A 25,355-nucleotide genomic window follows, 5' to 3' on the forward strand; every position below is an offset into this window, starting at 1 on the left:
TACTTATCTCGAGTTCTTTTTGTTTACTCCCAACGTGACATCATTGAGATTGTTTTTTCATAGTATTCTGTAGCAAGTTTGTACTTTCCTGTGCTTCTTAATTCTCTAGACAACCACAATGCATACTTATGAGTGTAGTATTCATCATATGCTTCAAAATAATTAACAGCCCTTTTTAGACTTTGGATTAACTCATTTTGATCAATTTTTTTATACTTACTTACGTAAATATCAAAGTGATAGTTAAACTCTACTAAATCATCTTGATCCCCTTTTAACTCATAGCCTATTGCCAACCATTCCATAATGCCTTCAATATTATTTTTAGCGGCATTGACTTCAAGCAAAGACATTACACTATATAGTTTACTTTTTGCTCCTTCTTTAACCTTAAAACTATCAAGAAAATATTTTTGTGCTTTCTCTTGATCCCCAATTAAAAAATATATATCTCCCATATTGTTATAAAGCATTCCATAATAATCGTTCAATTTTGCCTTATCTGCCACTTTCGCTGCTTTTTCATAATGTTCTAAAGCAATTGTGTATCGTTTCCGACGTTTAAATGACAAACCAATAATCATGTGCGACTCGATAATTCGTTCCAAGCAAAAATTCTCTTGAAAATACTCGAGTGCCAACTTCACGTAATCAATAGCTTGAGAATAATCTGTAAATCGGTGATAAAGGGCGCCCATCACATATCGCATATCTGCTTTTTCCCAATCAGGAATACTTGAATCCGCAAGCTCTTTACCAACATTCTCTAACAAACTCACAGTAGTTTCTCGATCAGCCGACTGATAGAGAAACATGTAGAGGCACTGCAATAAATCGTATCGCAAACGATTGTCTTTGTTTAGTTGATCTTTAATCCAACCTACTTCAATTAAATATTGAACATTACCACCAGGTGTGAGACCAAATCGCGCTAGCGTGATTAATAAAGTAATGTACAATTCCTTCGATTGTAAGACAACAGGATTTGTTTTAAATTTTTCAATCCTCTTAAAATACTTATCTTCTTGGCGTGACAATAATGCTTCTTTCAATATATCTCGAATTTCTTTTTTAGTTTGATCTACTTTTTCACTGAAGTCATAATAAAGTGGAACCTCTAATTCTAACCTTTCAAAAATCAGTTCTAAGACTTCGTCACTAGGAGTAGTTTGATTATTTTCAATTTTACTTAAGTATGAGATTGAGCAGATTCCTCTAGCAAGCACTGACTGCTTCATATTTTTCCGCATACGTTCTACTTTTATTAAATTCCCAAAGTTATATTCCATATCAAAAAGTAGCCCCTTCGAACTAAAATGGTTGGTTTTTTTAAAAAATATTAGTCTTTTTGTCACGCATACAGGAAATTCGCCACAAAAAAGCATCTTAAAAGAGCATTTCTAGGAATGATTTTCCCAACCAAAACATCCCCCTTTATAAAAGATGACATGATAATATTGAACTAGTAAAAACAGTTTCTACAAATTTCCTAGTTAATTTTTACTAAATAACACATTTCAATTATTTATCCGGGGGTGAAAATGACAAATGGGAAAACTAAGTTTCTTACTTGCCGAAGACTACATTAAGCCTAAAATTTATTTTAAGTCAAAGCAAGTTCCAACCATGGATACAATGTACACTTCTGAAGATCATAATAATTTTTCAGGGTTAGAACACCTGACCCAATTGTTAAGTTCTCCTAGAGGTTTCATTGTAAACGCTTTTCAAATCGATTACTATCAATCATTACCTCGACTGATAGCTCGTTCATTGAATCACATTCACTCTTTCAAAAAACTTTATATTCTAGGACCTGAACTTTCCCTCTCGATTTTAAAACGAAGTACAAAAACAATTTATGAAAAACAGTTACTTGATTATGAATATATTAACGTTGAGCAGGATTCAGACTTTGTTACTAATCAATGCATGACCCTACTTGAAGAAGGACATATTTTGTATATTTTGCCCGAAACATCAGTTTGCTGGAGACCAAATTTACTCAATGAAACTGATAAGATATCACATTCTCTTTGCAGTACGTTATTGAGTCAACAAGTAAATGTTTCTATTCTAGCAACTGCTGTAAAAAGTGAATCTGAAAAAGTAGTGATCTTTCCTGCCGACACTCCAGATGCTTACTCAGGAGATTTGGAGACACGTATATATCAGCAATCTGAGACACTATACCGATTGTTCGATTCTTTGAAAGCTGACGAATGATCTATGATAATTTAGGTTTTTCTGCTTTAAAAGCATAAAATAATAATTTGATGGAGGTTTTATTAATGAAAAAAGTAACAGGAATACTATTTATCGCTACAGCAGTTTTACTTTTAGGAAGTTCTGTTAGACCTCTAGTAGATGATATGCCTCGCATTGTTAAAGTAAATGAGCCCGTCAAATTACACGTTGATGATATGCCTCGTATCGTTAAAGTGAACGAACCAATCAAACTCTTTGTTGATGATATGCCTCGCATTGTTAAAGTAGACAAGCCTGCTAAACTATTCGTTGACGACATGCCTCGCATTGTTAAAGTAGATGAACCAGTTAAACTACTTGTTGATGATATGCCTCGCATCGTTTAATCTGATTTACTCCAGACGCCTTGTGCGTCTTTTTTATTTTAAGAAAAAAGGTAAATGAATTATATATTCCCCTCCATTTTTTCCTTTTTACTTATATAATAAACAGGGACAACCTAGATGCACTCTCATACGCCGCCCTTGTCACTAGTTTAATGAATAAAGGAGTTTGAACATTGAATGAAACAAAATCATCATGGAGTTTAAAGCTGTTACTCAGCTCTTCACTTGCAATATCCGGGGCAGCAATCGTCCCGTTCCAACTGGATTCATCTGGTATTCAATCGACTGTTGTTGAAGCCGCCTCGACCTATACCACTACCGCCAACTTAAATCTTCGCTTAAGTGCAGCCACTTGGAGCCCTGTCCTGTTGACCATTCCATCTGGCTCAAGCGTCACGTATATCAGTACATACGGTTCGTGGTACAAAGTCAGTTATGGAGGCAAAACAGGATATGTCTCTTCTCAATACGTTACGGTCTCGAACACTTCTGCTTACTATAAGACAACAGACCGATTAAATATGCGTCTTACTGCCGCTTCATGGAGCGATGTCGTCACCGTGATCCCTGCCGACGCGACCGTCAAGTATGTCAGTCGCTATGGGTCATGGTACAAAGTGACGTTCAATGGAAAGACGGGCTACGTCGCTTCTGCTTATTTAACAGCTACGAGTGCTCCCGTCCCACCTTCGGACTATTATAAGACGACTGCCAATTTAAACCTTCGTCTCAGCGCCGCTTCATGGAGTTCTGTCGTCACGACGATTCCGTCGGGTGCGACGGTCAAATATGTGAGTCGCTACGGATCATGGTATAAGGTCACCTATAATGGGAAAACCGGTTACGTTTCTTCTGACTATTTAACGGCGACGACAGCTCCTGTAACCCCGTCTGCTTATTATGAAACGACCGTGAACTTGAACATGCGCCTTAGCGCGGCCTCTTGGAGCAATGTCTTAACCGTCATTCCGGTCGGGTCGGTCGTCAAGTATGTCAGTCGTTACGAGTCGTGGTATAAAGTCACATACGATGGGAAAACCGGTTATGTAGCATCCGAGTACTTGAAGCCTACGACTGTCACGACACCAACCGATACAGACGGAACTGGTAAAACGGTCGTCATCGACGCAGGGCATGGCGGAAACGACCCTGGCGCTGTCTACGGATCGGTTTACGAGAAAGTAATTGCACTTGATATCGCGAAACGCCTTGCTGGCGTCTTATCGAGCACATATGACTACAACGTTAAATTGACTCGCTCAAACGATACGTACCTCTCCCTTGACCAACGTGTGTCACTCAACAAGTCTTATAAAGGGGATGTGTTCGTCAGTCTTCACGCGAACTCTTCTGTTTATAACACGGCTCATGGACATGAGGTACTCGTCCCGACGTCAGATAGCTATACGACAAACCCTTACGTTTCCGCCAGCCGTAGTCTCGGCTCAAGTATCAATAAAGAAATCGCTTCACGGATTTCCACGATTCAAAACCGTGGGGTCAAGTATCAAAATGTATACGTAGTCGGACGTAACGTGTCACCTTCTACCCTTGTCGAATACGGATTCATCAGTAATTCAAGCGACCGCTCACATTTAACGAGTACGACATATCGTCAACGAATGGCTGAAGCAACGGCATCCGGCATTCATCAATTCATGCGATCTTATTACTAAAAACAAGGAACTTAGCACTCAGCTAAGTTCCTTGTTTGATATTGACCCGCCAAATCATATGTGATGCCCCGGGACCCCAATAATGTTCGAGGATATGAGATGGCTCACCCAATCGTTTTTGCCAATAGGCTTGAGCGCTCGGGAATCCGGCATCTAAATAAAAGACGTCTTTCCCTCGATTCGAAATTTCACGCATCATTTCTTCTAACAAGTATTGTCCGACACCTCGCCGCTGCATACGAGGTGACACATAGACACTCCCTAACTCGATTGCACCACGCTCAATTTGTATGTTGCCTGAGATGATATCATTCGGAGGTAGTAACGCCCCTGCTCCCACAATGATTCCGTCTTCTTCCACAATGTACAGTTGAACGGTGTCATCATCGAAATGATCTTGAATCGTCGTGTTCAGACGTGCCACTTCTTCATCGAGCAAATCGGCATCTTCAAAACGCTCTCGTCGAATCAAGTCACTCAGACTCTCCATAAACAAGCGCTGCAAGGATTTCACGTCTGATTGTTCGAGTGCGCGAAAATTCAAGACGTCCACTTCCTTTTCTTTTTTGTCCTACTCTTTACCCTCACGCATCCGTTGCGTAACACTCGGGTATGAAGGAATCATTTCCTCGAGTGGCTCATAACTCAATTTACCGTACGTTTTCCAAATGACTAAAATCGCAGCGGTCCATAACGTGATCGTCAAATGAATAAACCCGACTGGATAACCACTTTCCGCTTCGAACCCGACCATCACGAGCATGACATTAAACATCGTATGCATGAGAAAGGCCGACCATAAATTACGCGACGAACCGTTGTATACCCAAGTGATGAGAATCGTATAAGCCATCACGGCTAATCCATATGCCCAAAACGATAGATTCGCCTGAACTGTTCCAACCATGAGGAAGAGCGGAATATGCCATAGCGTCCAGACCACTCCGAGTGACAAGCTGGCTAGAAGCGGTGGGAGTCTTGATTGCAAGGCGTCGAGCAAATAGCCGCGCCATCCATACTCTTCCTGCACCGCCCCACCGAGAAATAGCATATAGAGAAAGTATGGGACGATCCACCACGGTTCGCGAACGAGTAAGGCATCGCTTCTATCCGTCCACCAATACGCCACGAGAAATAAGAACGGCACCAACAAAAGGGGAATCACATACGTCTTCCAACTCATCTGGAACTGAACGCTTTTCCGAAAAAGATGTGTCACCCCTTCCCCACCGCGAAGTCGATACATCGTAACGAACCCTGCAATGCTGGGTCCAAACGCTCCCGAAATAACGATTGCCATAATCGGTAAATCGGTCCACCAGTACAAACTTCCCCATATAAGCCATGAGTAGCCGAATGAGACCAATAAGAACAAGTGAATGTATTTATTTTTATACATAGTCAGCACCCCTTCAGCAATGTAGTACCCCTTATTTGATTGGAAGAATAGCATTTGAATCTTTTTATATGTAATTACAATTGTTCGGCATATAATAAAGTGAATCATAAATTAAAAACCCTATGAGGTATCGACACTATGGAACAGATTAGCACGCACACAACGAGTCATAATGGATTTTTGATGATGCTCGCTTTCCTCATTGCTAGCGTTTCAGCCTTGATGGCACTCGAATTAGCGAAGCGGGTCACAGGAGGTGTGACAACGTCTCATCGTACTTGGATTTTATTTGGTGGTACCACCCTAGGTCTCGGCATCTGGTCCATGCATTTTGTGGCCATGCTCGGTCATGCTTCTTTACACGAAAGCACGTACTCCATCTGGCTCATTATCGGATCGATGATTCCGGCGATTGCCGGGTGCATCCTGTCGTTCGGTTTGATTTCCCGAAAGACGACATGGATGACCTTACTGCAATCTTCCGGTTTGATGGGATTCGGAATTGTCAGCATGCATTATATCGGGATGACCGCTATACAAAGTGTTCAATTAGACTTTGATCCCTTATGGGTATTGATTTCGATTGGTATCGCTTGGGGCGCTTCCTTTCTCGCCTTATGGGTAGGTTTCTTTTCATCCTACTCTATGCAGCATTCCGCTTTTTCCGTGAAACTGATGTTCTCCCTTCTGATGGGGACAGCTATTTTAAGTATGCACCTTGCTGGAATGCGGGCAACGACCATTATCCCCGATGCTTCACCCGTCAGGCAGGTTCCGATTGATCCGACCCTACTCGCATGGTTAGTCACAAGCATCGTATTTCTCTTATTCGGGATGTACTTTATTGCGTATACGTTAGAACGACAAATCCAAAAACGTGACCTCTTCCAAACGACGATTTTAGAATCGACAACGGATGCCGTAGTGACGACGACAAGCGATGGTGAAATCCAATATCAAAATCAGGCGTTCGCTCACTTATTCGAGGGGCATGTAACAGAACCTTTTTTTCAGGATTATCATCCTTTGCTGTCGGCTCAACAGCCGTTCTATCAGCCGGTACAAATTGACACGAATCATCGTACGTTAGAAGTGACGTCTTACCCACTTCAAGATGGTTCGAACAATCAAGTACTCTGGTTTATCCGAGATGTGACCGAAGCAGTCGCCTCTCAGCGTCTGATTGAACATATGGCTTTTCACGATGCATTGACGGATTTACCAAATCGGCATAAACTGGATGCCCTCTTGAAGGAATGTATCTCACAAGAACGTTCGGTCGCCTGTTTATATATCGACGTAAACCGCTGGCGTTTCCTAAGTGACATTCTCGGGCATCACGGAGCAGATGAGTTGATCATTCAAGTCGCTGACCGCCTCAAACATACGATTCACCCAGACGATGTGTTGACACGAATCGGACCATCCGAGTTTGTCATCTTACTATTTGCGCAACGAAGTTCGCTCGCTCATCAAAAGGCTGAAAAATGTATTAAGGCGCTTTCATCCAGCTTCGACGTGGATGGCACGACTCTTGAATTGACGATGAGTGCGGGAATCAGTCATTTCCCTAAGGATAGTGCTTCTTCCGAAGAACTTATTCAGTTTTCTCGTCTTGCGGCTGATGAATCCAGACAAGATGGAGAGAATAATATCAAATTATTCGAAGAATCATCACGACCTCAACTCTTACGCAATATCGAGATAGAAAAAGCACTCGTCACCGCACTAAGTAAAAACGAACTGACACTTGTCTATCAACCGAAAATCGATTTGAAGCGGAATCGATTAGAAGGCGTGGAAGCGTTACTTCGCTGGCAACATCCACAAATCGGAAAGGTTGCGCCATCTGACTTCATCCCGATTGCAGAAAACACGGGGTTAATTCATTCGATTGGTCATTGGGTCATTCGGGAAGGCTGTCGCACTTGGGTACGTTGGCAACGAACTGGGATACGTCCCTTTACATTATCCCTTAACGTCTCCCCGCTCCAATTTGCGCGCGAAGACTTTGTTGATACGCTACAATCCATTCTTTTGGAGACGGGGATGGACCCGATGTATCTCGAATTGGAAGTGACCGAGTCCTCGATGCTTTCATATGAGGCCTCGACTCGTGAAAAACTGACGCAGTTGCATCAGCTCGGGATCCTCATTTCTCTCGATGATTTTGGGACCGGCTATTCTTCTTTCAGCCAACTTCGGGAACTTCCTGTGCAAGTGCTGAAAATCGATCGAACGTTTATCGAAAACCTGTTCACCGACCGCAATCAAGAGGCCATCGTCCGCTCGATGATTCAACTCGGTCACAACCTGGGTATGAAAGTTCTCATGGAGGGTGTGGAAACATCCGCGCAACTCGAATGGCTACTCAAGGAATCGTGTGACTACGTACAGGGCTACTACTTCAGTCTTCCGTTGTCTGAGACAGACGTTCCGTTTCATGTCAAAGAGACGACCACCTATCTCGAGTTCGGAAAACACTAAAAATCGCTCCTGTCAAATAGACAGGAGCGATTTTTAGTTACGACACGCGTTCTTTTTCTTCTTCCCGAATCAAATGATATTGATCGAGAATCAACTGGGTCAACGTGTCCCCTTCATGAAGATGAAGGTATTTTTCAATCGTTGACGAGATGCCGTGTTCTTCGATCGACAAGTTCAGCTCCGACGATTCCGAGTCCTCCGGGTTGTAGTAATGAAGGGCTGCTGCAATCCCGTAAGCGAGTTCGTTTGGCTCGATGCCGTTATCCATCAATTCGCGTGCCGGCTTGACGAGACGGTCGCTCGGTCCAAGTTTACGAATCGGCGAACGCGCCACGCGCGACACTTCGTCCTTCAATTTCGGGTTTTCAAAGCGCTTGATGATTTTTTGAATGTATTGGCTATGCTCTTTCGCCTCGAATCCATATTTCTCAAGCAATAACCAACCTGTTTCATATAAAGCGCCTTGGACGACTTGACGCACACGGCGATCCTTCAATGCCTCGTCAATCGTCGCCTTCCCGAACAACGAGCCAATATAAGAGGCGATGGCGTGTCCCGTATTGACCGTGAATAATTTCCGTTCGATATACGGTCCGATTTCTTCAACCCATGTCACACCTTGAATCGGTGGTTGTTCGTTGAGCCCTTGTGTCTCGATGACCCATTCATGGAACGTCTCGACTTCCACGTAAAGTGGATCCTCATGTTGTTGTAGTGGGACGATGCGGTCGACAGCCGCGTTCGGGAAGAAGACATTCGCCTCCCCGACACCGTCACACGCCTCTACTTCTTGACGAAGAATCGCACTCCCACCAATCATGTTCTCACATGCAATGACATAAACCGGGGCGTCTTCGACTTCACGAGCACGAAGTCCTTCGCTAATCAACGGTGCCACTTTTGAGAGGAGTGACGGTCCGACAGCCGTCGTCACGAGATCTGCTTCTGCAATCAATTCCACGACACGAGCCGGTTCTTTTAAACTGTTGACACCGCGAACACGGTCGACAATGATACGATCGACGCCGTCTTCTGCGAATCCGACCTCATAATGACGTTTTACCTCAAGCGCTTCGATGACAGTGTCATTGATGTCGACAAACGTCACCTCGTAACCGCTTTGATTGAGCAATAATCCGATAAATCCTCGTCCAATGTTCCCTGCACCAAAATGAACAGCTTTCATTTACGCCACCTCTTCCATAAAGAGCGCCAAGATTTCTTCTTTCGTTTTCGCCTGAACAAGACGCTCCACATTGCTTTCGTCCGAGCAGAGAATCGCGATTTGCGAAAGGAGCTCTAAATGTTCATCATTCACGCCTGCAATTCCGATGACGAGTTTGGCCGTTTGACCTCCGAAGTCGACACCGTCTGGTACTTGCAAGAACGAGATCCCCGTCTTCTGAACCGCTGATTTCGCTGCTTCTGTACCGTGTGGAATGGCGACGTGGTTTCCGATATAGACGTTGGCGATCGCTTGACGTTCATGCATCGCTTCTACATACTCCGGCGTCACACAGCCGGCGTCTTGTAGGACGGCTCCGGCTGCTGTGATCGCTTCCTCTGTCGTTGCGAATGTTTGGTTAAGTCGAATCATCTCTGTTTGAATGAATGGCATTTTGATTTCCTCCTAATGGCTAAACCGTATCTCTATCTGTTCTGAGTTCAAGAAATTTTGCTGCGTTCCGCTTTAATTTCTTCTACCAATTGGTCGTAGTAATCGGCGTTCAAGAAGTTCGTGACCGAACGATGAATCGCATTCGGTGCTTGCGCTTCCGCACGCTCCGTCAAATCTTCGTGTGTGATGACAAACTGAGCATCTTTCGGCAAGTTGCTGATGGACGTGTTCGTCACTTTGATTGGCAAGTTCGCTTTGTTGACCTTGTTCCGGAGAACCGATGCTCCCATGGCACTCGATCCCATTCCAGCGTCACAAGCGAAGATGATATGGTCGACTTTATCAAGACGATCTGTCACGAGAGCCGATGCGTAAGACTGTTTGCCTTTCATCGCACTCACGTTTTGTGTCGCTTCTTCGAGTGATACTTCCTCTGCTGCGCTCGATTTCAAGATGACACTAGCCACAGCGAACGTGACCGCTGCTGACAAGAGAATCCCTGCCACGAGTCCAAGATATGAACCGCGTGATGCCATCGCAAGAATGGCAAAGATACTACCTGGTGAAGCAGGTGCGACGAGACCGACATCAAAGAGTACGAACGTGAAGATCCCTGTTGCGCCCCCTGCGATCATCGCAAGGATCAAGACCGGCTTCATCAATACGTATGGGAAGTAAATCTCGTGAATCCCACCAAGGAAGTGAATGATAGCTGCACCCGGTGCCGTACGTTTCGCTGCACCTTTGGCGAAGAACATATAGGCGAGAAGTAATCCAAGACCTGGTCCTGGGTTTGCTTCAAGTAAGAAGAGAACGGACTTTCCAGCGTCTGCGACTTGATCGACACCAAGCGGACTCAAGATCCCGTGGTTGATGGCGTTGTTCAAGAAGAGAACTTTTGCTGGTTCGATGAACAGACTCGCAATCGGAAGCAATTTCGCGCCGACGATCCAGTCAACACCTGCCGCCATGACTTTATCGAGGGCACTCATGATCGGACCGAAGATTTCAAATCCTCCAAGCATGAGAAGACCACCGATGATTCCAACTGAGAAGTTGTTGACGAGCATTTCAAATCCTGCTTTAACTTTGCCTTCAAGGGCACGGTCGACTTGGCGGATGACATAACCACCGAGTGGACCCATGATCATCGCACCGAGGAACATCGGAATGTCGGTACCGACGATGACCCCCATCGTGGCGAGTGCCCCGACGACACCGCCTCGTACGTCATGAAGTAATTTACCACCAGTGAAACCGATGAGTAATGGTAAGAGATACGTGATGGTTGGACCAACGAGTTCTGCTAATTTTTCGTTTGGCCACCATCCTGTTGGAATGAAGAGTGCTGTGATAATCCCCCAGGCAATGAAGGCGCCGATGTTCGGCATGACCATCCCACTGAGGAAACTACCGAACCGTTGTACTTTGACTCGGACCCCGCCCGAGCTTGCTTGCGTATTCGCCATGTATAAAACCTCCAGTCGTTTAAATGTGAAAGGTTGAATGTGTAGTGTAGCTAACCGGTTTGTGCTCTACACCTGTATTGTATGCCTGGAGTAAGCGCTTACTCAATTCAATCCAGTTCACACTTTGGCAACATTTTGTGCCAAACAAAAAAATGACCATGGTTCGGTCATTTTTCGTACAATGTTTCATGAATCATTTTCTTCATGCATTCGTGCAGGAGTAAACGAAGATCTTCTTTCGTTCCCGTGCTATAAAGACGCATATGCTCCTCACTCTCAATGAGCGACCCGCTGATCGCACTTAGGAACTGAAGCTCGACGTCACGTGCTTCTTCCGGTGCAAGCAAGACAAGGAGACGTGTCACGGGTTCGGTCGACTGATCCATCATGAGGAGTGGGATCGATGTCGTTAAATCAAACGCAAACACACTCGCCTTCTCAATCGAGGCATGTCGTCCGTGGAATAACGCCAGTTTCGTACCCGGCACACCAAGGCCCGCGACCTCGTGACGACGAAGCAGTTGGGCAGAGAGCTGAATCCCGCTTTGTACGAGGTCACGTTCTTCTAAATGTGTACCGATATCAAGCAAGATATCTTCTAAACGGTCCGTATTATTGAGCGTGACCAAATCGAACTGGTCATCCATCCGCTCGAACGTCTCGACCAATTCCCCGAGTTCTGCGAAATCAAGCATCGTTGACCGCGGCTTCGTTGCGAGTGTCTGAAAGGATTGCGGTAATGACAGTAAGAGATGGCGGACGCGTTGCACTTCTTCACTCGTCAAAAGCGGGTTGACGATTAACGTTGGTACCGATAGCGGTGGTAACGGTACCGTCGACAAGATGACATCATATTCTTCCAATCGGTGCTGTTCGAGTCCGAAAAGTGATGAGTTGACGACGTCTTGCATCTCTGGGAACTCTTGGCGTACCCGATTGACGAGCATCTTCGACGAACCGAGTCCGGCCGAACAGATGACGAGCGCCCGATATTCGCGGCGGCGCACCGGTTTGACGAGTGCTGCCGCAAAGTGCATCGCCCAAAAAACCGTTTCTTCTTCGGAGAACGTATTCGTCCCAAAGACGATGTCGGCGGCCTGTTGAATCGCCGAACGAAGTCCCGGATAGTCGCGGTCGATGTGGGGCTTGACCGTACTCGTCTCTGGTAGCGCCTGCGTATTCATACTCGAGAGGATGTGAGCAAGCAGTCCTCGTTCGAGAGCCGCGTCATCCGTAAAGGTGAACCCGTAGATGAGCGAGACGTGATGAATCAGTTTATGCACCCGAATCTGCATGATCCAGCGTTCTTCCTCGTCTTCTTTCATTTGATCTTTAATTGAGCGCAGACGATTCGCCTCTTCCGCGAACCAGACGCGTTCCGCCATCGAGTAAGTGATACCGAGAGCCGCTTCCATATCGGTGGCGACTTTCAGATAGTCCTCGGACCGTCCTTTCGTATACATCTCTAAAAAGAATCCAGACGCTAATCGCTCTTGTTGCACGCCGTAAGCGAACGTGACTCGCATGATGGTGCGGTCGTCCATCCGCTCAAACGAACGGGATTTCAAATAATCATAACCGTCTCGAAGACCTTCAAGCATCTCCTCGCATGGTACCGTCTTCAAAAAAGCAGGAATGTAGTCGTCTTCTCCACGGACGAAGCGATAAAATGCGAGCGTGTCCCAGTGGGCAAGGAGCGCGTTGATGAGTAGCTTACGCTTCTCGGACTCATAGCCGAGCACTCTAGCTCCGACACCTTTTTTCCGTTCAACTTCTAAATGATACTCTTCGAACCATCGATCCAATTTCTCCAAGTCTTGCGTCAACGTGCTCGGCGAAACGTGCATCTGTTTAGCGACCGCCTGCAATTTAAGCGTATCGTTCTCAAACAAGAGACGCCACGCCAGTTCAAATAAGCGGTCCTCGCTCGTCGGGATCGCTTCTGCAGATAAGATGAGATCTTCTCGTAACTGTTGTTTCGCATCTGGTTTGCCAACCAGGCTCAGTCCATGACCGCGTTGCCAAGCGAGTTCAAGTTCGAACTCTTTTAAGATGCCTTCAAGTAATTGTCGTTCTCGTTGAATCGTGCGCTCAGACAAATTCACCGCCTGCGCGATTTCGGCGAGCGGTGTCGATGTCTCAGTTGCCAATAAGTGTAGTAAAATCGACCGCTCTCGCGCGGTCCACTCATGTCTCATGCTCATCCATCCATTCTTCGACAAGTAGTCGGTATTCCTCGAGCGACAGGAGTTGTCGGACTGACCGGACACGTGCGGTTGGATGGGTGACCGGGGTCGCCCCTTCCTGATAGAGAATCAAATCCACCTCATTCGGGATGTTTTGAATCGTTCCGTGCGTGATCGTACAAGACAAGCGCCCCTCGCTTGCCTGCGCGAATAACTTCGCCGCCATCGCACTTGTCACAAACCCGCTATGGCAAGCAATGTATACGTTCATGTCAGCCCTTCTTTCGTCGCTTATCTTTATCTAATCATAAGTTGGAACCGCTTACTTCTCCTACTATTTTGCTTGTTGGCAAAGATATCGGCAAGGAGTAAAAAGGTTATGTCTACGTCACTAGACTCACTCCTTAATAAGGAGCTAAAGTCTTCATGAAAGTATTCATCTACGGTTTAATCGACAGTTCATTAAAGATATACTTTTAGATTAAAATATCTATTCTTGTAATGAATTGTATTATAATTTATTACATCTTGTATTTACAGAGAGGAATGGACAGAATTGCCTAACTTTAATTGGGAGCATTTAAACCACTTACAGCTCGGAAGATATGCAGAGTACTATGCAAAAATGGAATTCGCGTCCTACGGATGTGACGTCTATACATCAGAAGTAGATGATCACGGAGTCGATTTTGTCATTAAAGATTCCAATAACCGCTTTTGTGAGATTCAAGTAAAAGCAATTCGTAATTCAGGATATGTTTTTATGCAAAAAAGTAAATTCGACCTTACGACTCCAAACCTTTATTTGACACTTCTTTTATTCACCCAAGACGCACACCCTGAACTTTATCTAATCCCTAACGTCGCTTGGTTAGCCCCAAATGAATTATTCGTTGATCGAGATTACGATAAACCCGGACAAAAGAGTAAACCTGAGTACGGATTAAACATTTCAAGAAAGAACAAATCCTTACTTGAACACTATCGATTCGATACAATGATTCAATCATTTATTCTAAGGCAATCCGAAGGAACTAATTAAAAACTGCACTTTGTATGTTGAAAGTATCCAACAAACAAAGTGCAGTTTTTATTAACTCAGCCTCTTCATTATTTATTCCACTGTCACCGATTTCGCCAAGTTACGTGGCTTGTCGACGTCACAGCCACGGGCGAGCGCCGCATAATATGCCATCAACTGAACCGGTAAGACGTTGATGAGCGGTGCCAAGAGTGGCTCGACGTGCGGCAAAATGAAGTCATCATTCTCATGTTCCACGCCTTGCATCGAAATGATACAGGCGTTCGCGCCACGGGCGACGACTTCTTTGACGTTCCCGCGAATATTCAAGTTCGTCTTCGGTTGTGAGATGAGCGCGATGACCGGTGTCCCGTCTTCGATCAAGGCGATCGACCCGTGCTTCAGTTCCCCACCTGGGTACCCTTCCGCTTGGATATACGAAATCTCTTTTACTTTGAGCGCTCCTTCGAGACAGACAGATGCGTCAAGCCCACGACCGATGAAGAACGTGTTCGGTGTCGTTTTCAAATAACGTTCCGCAAGGTCTTCGAACAACTCTTTTTGCGCCATGATCGAGTCCATGATGGTCGCAACTCGGGCAAGCTCCGGCATGAGATCAAACGGCAATTCTTTCCCTGTCGCACGAGCGATGTCATACGCGAGAATCGCGAGGACGGCGATTTGCGCCGTGTACGCTTTCGTCGAGGCGACCGCGATCTCTGGTCCTGCATGGAGGAGCATCGTCTCATTCGCTTCGCGTGAGAGCGTCGATCCCGGTACATTCGTCATGGTGAGCGCTTTGTATCCGCGTTTCTTCACTTCGACGAGTACGGCACGGCTGTCCGCTGTCTCACCGGATTGTGATAAGAAGACGAACAACGGACGTTCACTTAAGAGCGGCATGTTGTAGCCGAATTCAGAAGAAACGTGCACTTCTGTCGGAATGCCAGCGATGCGCTCCAAAATGTCTTTTCCGACGAGTCCCGCGTTATAGCTCGTCCCACATGCGACGATATAGATCCGGTCCGCTTCTGACACGAGCTCACGCACGCCTTCCGTGAGTTCGATGTCGCCGTTCTCGTTCTGGTAATGCTGGATGATGTTGCGGATGACGGCCGGTTGCTCGTCCATCTCTTTCAACATGTAGTGCGCGTACGTGCCCTTCTCGATGTCTGACGCATCGATCTCGGCCGTGTATGGCGCGCGTTCGAGCACGTCACCGTCGAGCGTTTTGATTGTCGCCGACTCACGTGTGAGGATGACGATTTCACCGTCGTGGAGCTCGAGGTACTGGTCTGTCACCTGGAGCATCGCCATCGCGTCTGATGCGACGACGTTGAACGTGCCGTCCCCGAGTCCGACGAGGAGCGGTGACTTGTTCTTCCCGATATAGAGGCGTTCTTTGTCCTCTGAGTCGATCATCGCGATCGCGTACGAACCGTGGAGGTCCGAAAGCGTCTTGCGGAACGCCGCCTCGACATCACCGAGCTCGACGAAGTGTTTCTCCATGAGTAAGACGATGACTTCCGTGTCCGTCTCTGAAAGGAACGGGACGTCGAGCGTGGCTTTCAATTGTTCATCGTTCTCGATTACGCCGTTATGGACGAGCGTGAACCGTCCAGTCGTGCTTTGGTGCGGGTGGGCGTTCGGCACGCTCGGTACCCCGTGTGTCGCCCAACGCGTATGACCGATTCCAATCGTCCCTTCAGCATCAGCCGGTACGATGTCACGGAGTGCTTGAATCCGTCCCACTTCTTTGAACGTACGAACGTTTTCACCGACTAAGGCAATTCCTGCTGAATCATAGCCACGATACTCGAGCTTTTCAAGCCCTTTCAATAAAATCTCTTTCGTTCCAACTTGTCCGATCATCCCTACGATTCCACACATACAAAACTCTCCTCTTTGCTTCGATTTCTCGAAAAAGGAAACGGGCTTTTTTGAGTGATGTCATCAAGTCTCGTTTTGTCCGCCCGGTCACCCGAACGTTTTATCGAGACTCTCTCAGTCGTGACACGCGACTGGAAGGCATCCGCCGAAATCTCGATCACCTTCGTCCTCGTCAACTCCGCAGAGTTCTGGCGCTTCCACTTCATATCTAGCCGTTTCTCCAGATACGCTTTCATGCTATCGAGTACAAGGAGTGTTGGATAGAGAAATTGTTAAAGTAGTCGCTAAATACTTTTTTACCGTTCATGTAAAAGTCACCACTTTCACTAAAAAGCCATCAATCCATCAGGTTTTCGAGTAGGGGGAGAACGGGCATGATACAAGTAACGATATGTGAACTACTCGCCACTTATTTGCTTCACAAATTGAAGGGGGAGCTTCTTGGGAAGACCGTGCTCTTACCAGCCACGGTTATGGACCAAGCTCGTCGGGCAGTCCCTGCCCTGAATGGTTGTCAGTCGGCCAACATCAACAGGTTGATGCTCGCATTGATGTCACGGTCATGATGCGCGCCACAGGCACACGTCCATTCGCGGACATCCATCGTCTTCTTCTGACCTTTCTCGCCACAAGAAGAACAGATTTGCGTCGATGCGAACCATTGATCCGCCTTGATGAGCGTCCGTCCGTAGAAGTTTGATTTGTACTCGAGTTGACGGACGAACTCATACCAACTGACATCTGCAATCGATTTGGCGACCTTGTGGTTTTGCATCATGTCCTTCGACTTCAATGTCTCCACGACGATGACTTGGTTCTCGTCAACGATCCGTCTCGACAGTTTGTGAAGGAAGTCCTTGCGCTGGTTGGCAATCTTTTCGTGTTTCTTTGCCAAAAGTAATTTGGCTTTTTCACGATTCTTGCTACCGATTTTCTTGCGTGACAGCGCGCATTGCGCCTTCTTGACCTTCGCTTCGGATTGTCGGAGAAAGCGAGGGTTGTCAATCTTCTCGGAGACCATCGCGTCGTTCGTCATGACGGCGAAGTGTTCCAGGCCAAGATCAATCCCGACCTTATTCTTGGCTGGAATCCATGGTGCATCGTCCTGTTCGACGAGGATGGAGACGAAGAACTTGCCTGTCTTGGTCATCGACACCGTCGCCGACCGGATGACGCCCTCGAACGGACGATGTTGTGTGAACTTCACGAAGCCGATTTTAGGAAGTCTCACCTTGCCGTCTTCGATGCGGATCGTGCCGTGCTGGTTGTTCGTCGTGTAGGACGCGCGCGACCGCCGTCTCGATTTGAACACCGGGAAGCCGCCCGTCCCGGCGAAGAACTTCGCGAACGCGGCGTCGAGGTTCAGCTTCGCGTTCGCGAGCGCGAGGCTGTCCGCCTCGGCGAGAAACGGGAACAGGGGCTTGTAGGAGGCGGGTGTCGCCGGTTTCCGTCTCGTCCCGTTCCCCGCCTTCGCCTCCTCGCGGATGGCGATGCGGTCCTCGAGCAGCTTATTGTAGATGAACCGTGCGCAGCCGATCGTCTTGATGAGGAACTCTTCCTGTGCCGGCGTCGGGTGGAGCCTATATGTATAGCCTTTCAGCATGTTCGTCCCTCCTCCCCTACGAAGATCGTGATGTGTCCTCCTCATCCGATACCCGCGGAGGGAGAGGAAGAATCTGACGGAATCCCGAACCTTTGTTCGTCACATCTGTCACAGGAGGAGAAGACTATTGGATTGGGCGATTCATCCCCCACCTACGCGGGCTACGGCCCGAGGCGCTTAGAGGAGGGAGAATTCTCGCCTACTTTTGTTAAAGATGGAGGGGAATGAGATGGCAAGTCTATTTTTAGTAATCGGAATCATATTATCTGTCACATCAAAATGGCTGCAATTAAGAGGTCAAAGTGATGTTGGTGACCTACTTGTTTTTCCAGCAGCTTTTTTCCTAGGACTCGCCCTTCTCTTTAGCCTTCCATTCTTTAAAGAATGGTGGGAAGATCCTGCATCGCGCCCAAAAGCTTATCGATTTGCGACATTTGCAACAGTCGGTGTACTTTCGTTTCAATTATTTGCTTGGCTCTTATTTGGTCAAGGTGAATGGCTAGGTTTTCTTTTCCTAATTCCTTTCCTAACCTGCCTCTACTTTGTTATTCGAACGGTCATATAAAATGGGAGAGACGCTCACGCGCTCCCCCATTTTTGTTCTTCTCTTAATTCACGTTCCGTGACATAGTTCTCATCGAGACGAACCATATATCGCTCGTACCATTTATGACCGATGACGGATATGACACCTCCAGTCACCATCAACCCAATAAAGTAAGGTGTCTCAATTTGTTTCGTTACCCATCCGAACATGAGGATGAGCAAAATCGGGAACGTCAAAAAATTAAAAATCGACATCAAGTGTATGTGACGTTTGGCGTCTCGATTGGTTAAATACTTCAATTGAATCGTTTCTTTCTTCCAAGATTTTTTAATCGCAAATAGACCCGCAAATTGACCAATCAAAAGAACAGTTCCTGCTGACACCCATCCTTTTTCAGTCGCCACAAACAGCACAATACAGATCATCCACGACAGAAAAGTGAAGACTCCATTCTTTTCAGTTTCCACTCTGACAAGCTCTCTCATCTGATCACGCTTGTTCACGACGTTGCTCCTTCTCGTATTCACGGACCTCACGAATTTCTTTTAAATCTTGATCCGTCAAATAGTTTTCATCGTAAGACTGAATGACGCGGTCGAACCGCTTCGCCAAGTATTCAATCCCGAAAAACGTCAGTTGCGAAAGGAGGAACATACGGAACGATTGTGTGCCCGTCGTTTCACTCGTGAAGTAAAAGAGTCCATAAATCCCGACACCCGTCAAAGCGAGCGTATGTGCCATCATTTTGAACGATAAGAGGTTTCGTGCCGTCTGATTCGTCACAAAGCGCAGCCACATCCGATATTGTATAAAAATACCCGTCAAGACTGCAGCGAGCACCGCATATAACGTTCCCGTAACAACGCCGTCCGAAAGTGTCCAATACGAGGCATAAATCAAAAAACTGACGACGAGTCCGATTCCGATGATGCCGACACCCCATTTCGTCAAGCGGTCTACTTTTAGAATCGTGTCGATTTGCGCTTTTACTTTTGGTGATAGTTCCATATGTTCTCTCCTCCTTCCAACACTTCCTCATACGTCGGTAATTCCGGATCGATTTGTTTAAGTTGCTTCGTGAACCACTTTTGCCGAGTCGGACTGAGTACTCCCCATATCCCAAAAAAGAGACCGATCACGAGACCAAAATCTTCCGCTGTCAGAAGTGTCACCATGAGCGCCGTCAACAAAATCGCATCCACCCATTCGAATACGTATTGGAATATAAGCATTCGATGAGCCTTCGGATGTTTTGTCATTCGCCACATGATACGCATCTCTTGATAGCCCATCACGACGATGATCATAGAGACCGACGCCATGATGGGGATGAGCCACATTTTCTCTAATAAGAGAGCGACAATAATGGCCGTGACATAAAGAATCAAGATGGGTACGGCATAACCTCGCATTCGTCGCATCCACTTTACGTCTTGCTCCACCTATATCGCCTCCTTGTCGAAATGTATATACTCCATATCTTGTTGTTTCGTTTGTATGTTCACGTTTAACGTCCATAGCACCGCACCACCGATGAATACCGTGACACCCATATACGCCACGTTTGAGGCGAACAGTAATTGATGATTCAACGCGAGGAAAAAGGCAGCACTGTTGAACCCGTCCCGAACGAGTTGACGACGATACAATCCTTTCAGTTCTGGTTGAAACCTCAGACGCATTCGATAGCGCTTCACATATAAGATGTTCAGCGGAATGAGCGCACAGGCGATATATAGCACGCCCCACGTAAGGTCATCTGTTAATAAACTGATCGGTAACATCAGTACTACAAATGTTCCAAACAGGCCGAATATCCATTGGTCGAATAAACGCTTCCATGCTTTTTCTTTTGTCATGCGTCTAATCATTGATTTCGTCGCTCCAAATCTAACTGATGTAACAGCGGAACACGTTCATTTAACCTCTTTTGAAACATCCGTGACATCTGATCGCTTACTACTCCCCATACGAGCAATCCGATCGCTAACATCAAACTGTCATATTGAAAGATTAGCAGAGCCGAAATCAAGGAGACGAGAACACCCGAACTGATCAAATCATACAGTAGGTTCCATTTTAGTAACTTCACGACATCTCGATCTTTCATATGCGTACGACGCATCCGATACTTCTTCACGTCTAATCCAATCATGGCCATTCCAATCAAGACGAACGGAATCGTCAACCAGACATAACGTCCGAAAAAAGATAAAATAATGGCCGTCACAACAAACACCAATAATGTATAGCCGACCCGAAGGTGTGACTTGCGCCATGTTGTTTCTTCCATATGCCAATGTGCCTCAGTCAACTAGAGCACTTCCTTTCCTTCTTATGCATTACTCCTATATACGTACTCTATGTCCTCATTGTTTCACATTTTCCGAATATTCTAGCATTGAATCGTTCGACTTTTTTCAACAATTGACGAACGAAACGTATCCGCTTACAAAGGTTATCTGCTATACTGTTACCAAATTCATTCCCACAAATTTTTTTGAAAGGTGTAGAACTGTATGTCTCCGAAGTACAAGCAAGTTGCGAGTCAGATTGAAGCGGACATCGTCAATCACGTCTACCAACATACGAATAAATTATTGACCGAGGATGAGTATGCCAACAAGTATGGCGTCAGCCGCAACACGGTCCGAAAAGCGATCGAGATCCTCGTCAACAAAGGATACGTCTATCAAGTTCAAGGGAGCGGCGTCTTCGTCCGTGACCATTACAATAGTGATTACATCAATTTAGAAAAACTCCAAGGTCTCACAAGTGACTTCAGCGGTCGAAAAGTCGAGACACGCGTCTTACACTTCGAACAGACGGAGGCGAACGATGAGGTCGCCGAACGTATGAAGTGCCCGATCGGGACACCTGTCTACTTCGTGAAGCGGCTACGTCTCGTCGATGACCACCCGTTCTCGGTAGAGGATTCATACTTCCGAAAAGAGCTCGTCATCTACTTGGATGAGAACATTGTTCAAAAGTCGATCTACACGTATTTACGAAACGACCAAAAACTTGCCATCGGATTCGCCGACCGAGTCATTTACGCAGACTTTTTAGATTCAGAGTCCGCCGACCTGCTCGACCTGAACGAGAATGATCCAGCCTTGATCGTCGACAACACCGTCTATTTGACGAACGGACAAATCTTCGACGTCTCTCGTTCCATCCATCATTTTAAACATGTCAAAATGCTCAAAGTCTCGAACATCAAATCCTAAACGCGCCCGAGAGATGCTTTTCTCGTGCGCATTTTTTATGCATTTTTTTCGAAAAGAAAGGGTTTACACGAAAACGCTTTCGTGCTACTATCAACGTGTAGAAAATATTTGTACCTATGAATTTTAGTTATCCATACAAAAAGGAGAGATATTATGGTTTCTGAAACAATCGAAATCTCACCGGAAGATATTTTCGGTCTCATCGCCCTCTCGGGTGACGCCAAAGCGAGCTACCATCAAGCGATGCTCCTCATGCAAGAAGGAAAGAAAGACGAAGCCGAAGCAGCAGTCGTTGCTGGTGACGCGACATTAAAAGAAGCACATGCGATTCAAACGAAATTCGTGACGCTCGAAGCACAAGGTAAATCGGCAACGGTTGGTGTCCTCATGGTGCATGCGCAAGATCACTTGATGAACACGATTCTCGTCAAAGAAATGCTTGGATATATGATGAATATGCAAAACGAAATCAACGAATTGAAAGGAATGGATCAAAAATGATTAAAATCGGACTCTTCTGTGCGGCAGGTATGTCAACAAGTATGTTAGTAGAAAAAATGAAAGCGGTTGCCTCTGAACGTGGCATCGAAGCTGAAATCGCAGCTTACCCAGAATCGGAGATGGAAACTTACGTTGACAACATCGACGTTGCACTTCTCGGACCACAAGTGAAGTACCTCCTTTCAAAAGGGAAGCAAATCTGCGAACCAAAAGGTGTTCCAATCGACGTCATCAACACAGTCGACTACGGCATGATGAACGGTGCGAAAGTATTAGACCACTCATTGAAACTTGTAAATAAATAAACTGAGGTGATGACTTTGAAAATGCCTAACAATTTCTTGTTCGGCGCCGCTTCGGCCTCTTACCAGGTCGAAGGCGCATGGAACGAGGACGGGAAAGGTCTCTCGAACTGGGACGTCTTCTCGAAAATTCCTGGTAAGACATTTGAAAACACAAACGGCGACGTCGCAGTCGACCATTACCATCGTTATAAAGAAGACATCGCGCTCATGGCGGAGATGGGACTCGAATCGTATCGCTTCTCCATCTCATGGCCGCGTATCTTCCCGAACGGTACAGGTGAAGTGAATGAAAAAGGACTCGAGTTTTACAACAACTTGATCGATGAATGTTTGAAATATGACATCGTCCCATTCGTCACGCTCTACCACTGGGACCTCCCACAAGCACTTGAAGAAAAAGGCGGTTGGAAGAATAAAGAGACAGTTGACGCATTCGTCCGTTTCGCAGATACTTGCTTCCAATCGTTCGGTGACCGTGTCAACCACTGGATCACGTTCAACGAAGCGGTCATCTTCTGCTCACTTGGATACTTAACAGGCGCACACCCGCCAGGTATCGAAGGCGACGTCAAAGGATATTTCCAAACGACACATAACGTCTTCGTTGCTCACGCCCGTGCCGTTGAGCTCTTCAAACAAAACGGTCACACTGGCGAAATCGGGATCACACACGTGTTCAACCCGGCGTTCAGTATCGATGATGCAGAGGAGAACAAGTTTGCCGAAATGCATGCGAACGCTTATGCGACACATTGGTTCTATGACCCGATCTTGAAAGGTGAATATCCAGAGTACGTCGTGAACGGTTTACATGAACAAGGTCTCCTTCCTGAAATGACAGAGGAAGAACTCGACGTCTTGAAACGTACCGCTCCGATGAACGACTTTATCGGTCTCAACTACTACAGCCCGCAGCGCGTCATGAAGAATGACTCGGCGCTCGTCATGGCCGGTGGACGTGAGAACTCGACAGGTCGTCCGGGTAACCCATCATTCGATGGCGTCTACAAGACGGTCAAGATGGATGACAAAGTGTACACGAAGTGGGATTGGGAAATCTCACCGGAAGCGTTCCTCGCTGGGATGCACATGCTGAAAGATCGTTACGGCGACGTCAAAATCTATATCACAGAGAACGGTCTCGGTGATGTCGACCCAATCGTCGACGGTGAGATCATGGACACGCCACGGATCGAGTACATCGAAGGACACCTTCGTGCAGTCAAACATGCTGTTCAACAAGGCATCAACGTTGCAGGTTACTATGCTTGGTCTGCAATCGACCTACTCAGCTGGTTGAACGGTTATAAGAAACAATACGGCTTCATCTATGTCGACCACAACAATGGTCTCGCACGGAAGAAGAAACAGTCGTTCCATTGGTATAAAGAGATCATCGCCACGCGCGCTGAAGACCTATAAGGAGGTTCCCCTATGAGCCGCTTAGAAAGAGTATTTGAAAAGTTCACCCCTGCTTTTGTTCGTTTTGCGAACGCCAAGCCCGTCCTTGCGATTAAGGACGGGTTCATCCTCACGATGCCGATGACCATCATCGGGTCGCTGTTCCTTCTCATCCTGGCGTTACCGATTCCAGGTTGGGCTGACTTCATGTCAGGTTTATTCGGGGCAGACTGGTCACTCCCGCTCACGCAAGTCGTCGGCGCGACGTTTGACATCCTTGCTTTGATCGGTGTTTTTGGAATCGCTTACTCGTACGTCAAGAATGAAAAAATCGAAGGCGTACCAGCTGGTATCCTCGGAATCATCTCGTTCCTCATCATCACACAGGCTTCTGTCCTGTCTGAAGGCGGAGAAACTGTTACCGGGGTTATCCCGAAAGTATGGACAGGTGGACAAGGTGTCCTCGCTGCCATCCTCGTCGGATTGACAGTCGGATTCATCTACTCGCAGTTCATCAAACGCGGAATCAGCATTAAAATGCCAGACGGTGTCCCGCCAGGCGTATCGAACTCATTCTCTGCACTTGTTCCTGGTTTAGCGATCATCTCGCTCGCCGTTGCGACGTTTGCGATTTTCCAAGCGGTTGCAGAACGTACGTTCACAGAAGTCATCTATGATGTGCTTCAAGCACCACTTCAAAACTTGACAGACACACTCGCTGGAGCCGTCATCATCATGGTGCTCATGTCAGTCATGTGGTGGTGTGGGATTCACGGTGCCGCAATCCTCATGGGAATCATGGGACCACTTCTCACAGCGAATGCACTTCAAAACCAAGCCATCCTCGATGCTGGTGGTACGCTCGTCGCTGGCGAGAACGCAAAAATCGTTACGATTCAATTCCTCGACGTGTTCACGAAACTCGGTGGATCAGGAATCACAATCGGCTTCATCATTGCCGTCTTAATCGTTGCACGCTCGGCACACTTGAAGCAGCTTGGGAAGTTGTCACTTGCACCAAGTATCTTCAACATCAATGAGCCGGTCATCTTCGGGATGCCAATCGTCTTCAACCCGATCATGTTCGTCCCATTCGTCGTCGTGCCAGCCATCGCTTCATTCATGGTCTACTTTGCCATCCTTTGGGGTTGGGTCGAGCCGTTCAACGCGCTTCAAGTACCATGGACGACACCTCCAGTCATCTCTGGATTCTTGATTGGCGGATGGCGCGCTGCCCTCTTACAGATTGCAACAATCGCCATGGCCGTTGCCGTCTACCTTCCGTTCGTTCGCATTCAAGACCGCGTTTCGTACGGTGAAGAATTGAAAGCACAAGATGGCTCTGATCAAGCATCAGCCTGAAACAAAAACGACAGCCCTTCTCAATAATGAGGAGGGCTGTTATATTTAGGGAAAAGAGTAAAGGAG

The 25,355-nt window shown here is 46.6% G+C and carries 26 protein-coding genes; 11 read left to right on the plus strand and 15 right to left on the minus strand.

Annotation, left to right across the window (positions count from 1 at the left end; genetic code table 11):
- Positions 1–23: 23 nt before the first annotated feature.
- Complete coding sequence (locus KOG47_RS13295; RefSeq protein WP_159563472.1) at positions 24–1,289, minus strand: helix-turn-helix domain-containing protein; 1,266 nt, start codon at positions 1,287–1,289, stop codon at positions 24–26.
- A gap of 259 nt (positions 1,290–1,548) precedes the next feature.
- On the opposite strand from KOG47_RS13295, the gene KOG47_RS13300 reads away from it, so the two are divergent.
- The 3 genes from KOG47_RS13300 (at position 1,549) to KOG47_RS13310 (ending at position 4,270) form a co-directional block, all read left to right on the plus strand.
- Complete coding sequence (locus KOG47_RS13300; RefSeq protein ID WP_074034698.1) at positions 1,549–2,226, plus strand: hypothetical protein; 678 nt, start codon at positions 1,549–1,551, stop codon at positions 2,224–2,226.
- A gap of 65 nt (positions 2,227–2,291) precedes the next feature.
- Positions 2,292–2,594 (plus strand): hypothetical protein, encoded by a 303-nt coding sequence (locus KOG47_RS13305; protein WP_074034700.1) that lies wholly within the window; start codon positions 2,292–2,294, stop codon positions 2,592–2,594.
- A 173-nt stretch (positions 2,595–2,767) separates the two neighbouring features.
- The gene (locus KOG47_RS13310; protein ID WP_215244366.1) at positions 2,768–4,270 is read left to right on the plus strand and encodes an N-acetylmuramoyl-L-alanine amidase family protein; all 1,503 of its coding nucleotides are present in this window, start codon (positions 2,768–2,770) and stop codon (positions 4,268–4,270) included.
- A 22-nt stretch (positions 4,271–4,292) separates the two neighbouring features.
- Here KOG47_RS13310 and KOG47_RS13315 read toward each other — a convergent pair whose 3' ends face one another.
- Together KOG47_RS13315 and KOG47_RS13320 are read right to left on the minus strand one after the other, a co-directional pair.
- Positions 4,293–4,814, minus strand: coding sequence for a GNAT family N-acetyltransferase (locus KOG47_RS13315; protein ID WP_215244367.1), 522 nt, complete (start codon positions 4,812–4,814; stop codon positions 4,293–4,295).
- A 27-nt stretch (positions 4,815–4,841) separates the two neighbouring features.
- Positions 4,842–5,669, minus strand: a complete 828-nt coding sequence (locus tag KOG47_RS13320; protein WP_251131879.1) for a CPBP family intramembrane glutamic endopeptidase — start codon at positions 5,667–5,669, stop codon at positions 4,842–4,844.
- A gap of 138 nt (positions 5,670–5,807) precedes the next feature.
- On the opposite strand from KOG47_RS13320, the gene KOG47_RS13325 reads away from it, so the two are divergent.
- On the plus strand, positions 5,808–8,156 hold the full coding sequence (locus KOG47_RS13325; protein WP_215244368.1) for a bifunctional diguanylate cyclase/phosphodiesterase: 2,349 nt from the start codon (positions 5,808–5,810) through the stop codon (positions 8,154–8,156).
- 37 nt (positions 8,157–8,193) lie between these two features.
- Here the strand turns inward: KOG47_RS13325 and KOG47_RS13330 are convergent, their stop codons facing one another.
- From KOG47_RS13330 to KOG47_RS13350, 5 genes are all read right to left on the minus strand, one after another.
- Positions 8,194–9,342: a mannitol-1-phosphate 5-dehydrogenase gene (locus KOG47_RS13330; RefSeq protein ID WP_215244369.1), complete on the minus strand. Its 1,149-nt coding sequence runs from the start codon at positions 9,340–9,342 to the stop codon at positions 8,194–8,196.
- Positions 9,343–9,774 carry a PTS mannitol transporter subunit IIA gene (locus KOG47_RS13335; protein WP_026824364.1) on the minus strand — a complete coding sequence of 144 codons (432 nt, stop codon included), beginning with the start codon at positions 9,772–9,774 and terminating at the stop codon, positions 9,343–9,345.
- 47 nt (positions 9,775–9,821) lie between these two features.
- On the minus strand, positions 9,822–11,243 hold the full coding sequence (locus tag KOG47_RS13340; protein ID WP_196431520.1) for a PTS mannitol transporter subunit IIBC: 1,422 nt from the start codon (positions 11,241–11,243) through the stop codon (positions 9,822–9,824).
- Between the two features lie 167 nt (positions 11,244–11,410).
- Positions 11,411–13,441, minus strand: a complete 2,031-nt coding sequence (locus tag KOG47_RS13345; protein ID WP_215244370.1) for a BglG family transcription antiterminator — start codon at positions 13,439–13,441, stop codon at positions 11,411–11,413.
- Positions 13,431–13,700, minus strand: coding sequence for a PTS sugar transporter subunit IIB (locus tag KOG47_RS13350; protein ID WP_074034712.1), 270 nt, complete (start codon positions 13,698–13,700; stop codon positions 13,431–13,433). Before KOG47_RS13350 ends, KOG47_RS13345 begins: the two co-directional genes overlap by 11 nt.
- A 285-nt stretch (positions 13,701–13,985) precedes the next feature.
- Here KOG47_RS13350 and KOG47_RS13355 point away from each other — a divergent pair, with 285 nt between their 5' ends.
- The gene (locus KOG47_RS13355; RefSeq protein ID WP_196431521.1) at positions 13,986–14,471 is read left to right on the plus strand and encodes a DUF4365 domain-containing protein; all 486 of its coding nucleotides are present in this window, start codon (positions 13,986–13,988) and stop codon (positions 14,469–14,471) included.
- 72 nt (positions 14,472–14,543) lie between these two features.
- Here the strand turns inward: KOG47_RS13355 and glmS are convergent, their stop codons facing one another.
- Together glmS and tnpB are read right to left on the minus strand one after the other, a co-directional pair.
- Positions 14,544–16,340 (minus strand): glutamine--fructose-6-phosphate transaminase (isomerizing), encoded by a 1,797-nt coding sequence (gene glmS, locus KOG47_RS13360; RefSeq protein ID WP_215244371.1) that lies wholly within the window; start codon positions 16,338–16,340, stop codon positions 14,544–14,546.
- 514 nt (positions 16,341–16,854) lie between these two features.
- Positions 16,855–17,943, minus strand: coding sequence for an IS200/IS605 family element RNA-guided endonuclease TnpB (gene tnpB, locus KOG47_RS13365; protein WP_215244372.1), 1,089 nt, complete (start codon positions 17,941–17,943; stop codon positions 16,855–16,857).
- 229 nt (positions 17,944–18,172) lie between these two features.
- Between tnpB and KOG47_RS13370 the strand changes: the two genes are divergently transcribed.
- Positions 18,173–18,508 carry a hypothetical protein gene (locus KOG47_RS13370; RefSeq protein WP_031424632.1) on the plus strand — a complete coding sequence of 112 codons (336 nt, stop codon included), beginning with the start codon at positions 18,173–18,175 and terminating at the stop codon, positions 18,506–18,508.
- Positions 18,509–18,522: 14 nt separating this feature from the next.
- Here the strand turns inward: KOG47_RS13370 and KOG47_RS13375 are convergent, their stop codons facing one another.
- Genes KOG47_RS13375 through KOG47_RS13395 form a run of 5 tightly spaced genes read right to left on the minus strand, consistent with a single transcriptional unit; the run spans position 18,523 to position 20,804 of the window.
- Complete coding sequence (locus tag KOG47_RS13375; protein ID WP_214691517.1) at positions 18,523–18,993, minus strand: hypothetical protein; 471 nt, start codon at positions 18,991–18,993, stop codon at positions 18,523–18,525.
- The gene (locus KOG47_RS13380; protein ID WP_215244373.1) at positions 18,980–19,498 is read right to left on the minus strand and encodes a hypothetical protein; all 519 of its coding nucleotides are present in this window, start codon (positions 19,496–19,498) and stop codon (positions 18,980–18,982) included. The genes KOG47_RS13375 and KOG47_RS13380 overlap by 14 nt, the downstream gene beginning before the upstream one ends.
- Positions 19,477–19,932 carry a hypothetical protein gene (locus KOG47_RS13385; RefSeq protein ID WP_215244374.1) on the minus strand — a complete coding sequence of 152 codons (456 nt, stop codon included), beginning with the start codon at positions 19,930–19,932 and terminating at the stop codon, positions 19,477–19,479. Before KOG47_RS13385 ends, KOG47_RS13380 begins: the two co-directional genes overlap by 22 nt.
- Positions 19,933–20,361, minus strand: a complete 429-nt coding sequence (locus KOG47_RS13390; protein ID WP_215244375.1) for a hypothetical protein — start codon at positions 20,359–20,361, stop codon at positions 19,933–19,935. It abuts the gene before it with no gap.
- Positions 20,358–20,804 carry a hypothetical protein gene (locus tag KOG47_RS13395; RefSeq protein ID WP_215244376.1) on the minus strand — a complete coding sequence of 149 codons (447 nt, stop codon included), beginning with the start codon at positions 20,802–20,804 and terminating at the stop codon, positions 20,358–20,360. Before KOG47_RS13395 ends, KOG47_RS13390 begins: the two co-directional genes overlap by 4 nt.
- A 205-nt stretch (positions 20,805–21,009) precedes the next feature.
- On the opposite strand from KOG47_RS13395, the gene KOG47_RS13400 reads away from it, so the two are divergent.
- The 5 genes from KOG47_RS13400 to KOG47_RS13420 all read left to right on the plus strand — a co-directional run bounded on the left by KOG47_RS13400 (position 21,010) and on the right by KOG47_RS13420 (position 25,289).
- On the plus strand, positions 21,010–21,720 hold the full coding sequence (locus KOG47_RS13400; RefSeq protein ID WP_214784886.1) for a GntR family transcriptional regulator: 711 nt from the start codon (positions 21,010–21,012) through the stop codon (positions 21,718–21,720).
- A 153-nt stretch (positions 21,721–21,873) separates the two neighbouring features.
- Positions 21,874–22,221 (plus strand): PTS lactose/cellobiose transporter subunit IIA, encoded by a 348-nt coding sequence (locus KOG47_RS13405; RefSeq protein WP_031424619.1) that lies wholly within the window; start codon positions 21,874–21,876, stop codon positions 22,219–22,221.
- Entirely contained in the window at positions 22,218–22,526 is a 309-nt protein-coding gene (locus tag KOG47_RS13410) for a PTS sugar transporter subunit IIB (protein WP_015880671.1), read from the plus strand. Before KOG47_RS13405 ends, KOG47_RS13410 begins: the two co-directional genes overlap by 4 nt.
- A 15-nt stretch (positions 22,527–22,541) precedes the next feature.
- Complete coding sequence (locus KOG47_RS13415) at positions 22,542–23,948, plus strand: GH1 family beta-glucosidase (RefSeq protein WP_214758675.1); 1,407 nt, start codon at positions 22,542–22,544, stop codon at positions 23,946–23,948.
- A 12-nt stretch (positions 23,949–23,960) separates the two neighbouring features.
- Complete coding sequence (locus tag KOG47_RS13420) at positions 23,961–25,289, plus strand: PTS sugar transporter subunit IIC (protein WP_214784889.1); 1,329 nt, start codon at positions 23,961–23,963, stop codon at positions 25,287–25,289.
- The last annotated feature ends 66 nt before the right edge of the window (positions 25,290–25,355 follow it).

The organism is Exiguobacterium sp. s121 (assembly GCF_018617245.1).
Taxonomy (GTDB): domain Bacteria; phylum Bacillota; class Bacilli; order Exiguobacteriales; family Exiguobacteriaceae; genus Exiguobacterium; species Exiguobacterium profundum.